General features: G+C 38.2%; 1 protein-coding gene. It reads right to left on the bottom strand.

The genetic code is table 11. From position 1 onward, the window contains the following. A partial coding sequence (locus tag HMPREF2571_RS10915; RefSeq protein WP_305367031.1) for an SspB-related isopeptide-forming adhesin occupies nucleotides 1-1823 on the bottom strand: 1823 nt, incomplete at both ends.

The raw sequence follows: 1823 nt of genomic DNA, 5'->3' as shown, positions 1-1823 counted from the left end.
TTACACGGTTGTTAAATTCTTTATCCGCAGGTTCTGTCACGTTTGTGATCAATGCTTTAGCTGTACCATCATGAGAAACAGTAACGGTTACAACAGCAGCCATTTCATCGTAAGTGACAGTCGCGTCTGTACCCTTAACCTCTGTTACAGTGTACTTGTAAGTACCTTCTTGACCCTTCTTGTATTTAAGGGCTGTAACTTTTTCACCAGCTTTATTTGTGTACTCTACTGGAGAGAATTTAATCTTACCAGCTGCATCGTTGGTTGCAGTTGCAATCACAACATTGTCGCTATCTTTCAACTCGAATGTGAATTCGCCAGCTTTAAGGTCACGACCTTCCAATTTCTTAGTGAAGTTAAATTCTACTGAGATTGGAACACTGTTAACACGTTTTTCAGTTGGTTTTTCTGGTTTTTCAACTTTCTTAGTTGTTGGGTTGTAGTAGTTAACAACTTGAGCTGCTTTGTTTTCGATATCTGCACCAGCTACGACATCGTCTTTCACTGTTGCTGGAATATCAAATTTATAGTAGCGTCCAAATTCGAACTTAGTTGTATCAATGATTTGAGTATTTTCAGCGTCGCCAAGTGACTTAGTGAAGCCAGCTTTAAGGTTAGCTGTAAGAACACCGTTGTTATCAGTGATTTCGAACTTGTTAGTAACATCTGCACCAGTTACTGAATCATAAACCTTGATTTCTGAAGCATTAACAATCAATTTATCCTTATCGTAGTTATCTGTGATTCCTACTGTTTGGATATTGTCTTTGTTAGCTGCATCAAATTTAGTTGTATCCAACCAAACTTGGTAGTAAAGTTTAGATCCACGTTCAACTGATTTAGTATTTAAGTTTTCTTCTTCGTTGTTGTTTGTATTATCGACATATGGGTTTGTATTTGTTTCACCATATTTATCTGTCAATTCAGAATCATCATCAACGAGCTTAGTACCAGTGATATCGAATTTCGCTTTAGAAACAACGTATTTCTCTGGTTGGAACTTAGGTTCTTCTGGTGGTGTTACACGGTTGTTAAATTCTTTATCCGCAGCGTCTGTTACGTTGGCAACGATTGCTTTAGCTGTACCGTCATGTGAAACCACAACTTTAACAGTAGCAACCATTGTGTCGTATTTGACAGTTGCATCTGTACCAGGAGTTTCTTCTACTGTGTAGTTGTAAGTCTTACCAAGATCATCGCGACCGAACCCGAGAGTCTTGAAGACAATCTTACCAGCAGCATCATTCTTCACGCGTTCAACTTCAACGCCGTCTTTCTTCAATACGAATTCGAATTCGTTAGCTTGAAGTTCACGACCTTCCAAACGTTTAGTGAAGTTCATTTCAACTGGAACTGGAACGCTGTTAACACGTTTTTGTGTTGGTTTTTCAGGTTTTTCAACTGTCTTGCTCACTGGGTTGTAAACGTGAACTGTTTGGTTGGCTGTATTTTCAATATCAGCACCAGCTTTAACAGATTCTTTAACAGTTGCTGGAATATCAAATTTATAGTAACGTCCAAAAGCGAACTTAGTAGTATCGATAACAGGGTTGTTTACTTTATCTTTGATAAATGCTTCTTTAGAAGTTGCAGTGATTGTGCCGTTTTCAACTTTGATGTCGAATTTAGCAGTCACATCTGCACCAGTTACTGAATCGTAGGCTTTGATGTCAGTTGCGTTAACGTTCAATTTATCTGCGTCGTATGTATCAGATACACCAACGTATTGGATGTTGTTAGCTTCTGTGAATTTAGTAGTATCAAGCCATACTTGGTATACCAATTTAGAACCGCGTTTAACAGTCTTAGTATTCAAGTTTTCT

The organism is Streptococcus sp. HMSC068F04 (genome assembly GCF_001837455.1).
In the GTDB taxonomy this organism is placed as follows: domain Bacteria; phylum Bacillota; class Bacilli; order Lactobacillales; family Streptococcaceae; genus Streptococcus; species Streptococcus salivarius_D.
Note: the sequence above shows the minus strand (reverse complement) of the source record. Positions and strands in the feature narration are given on the sequence as shown.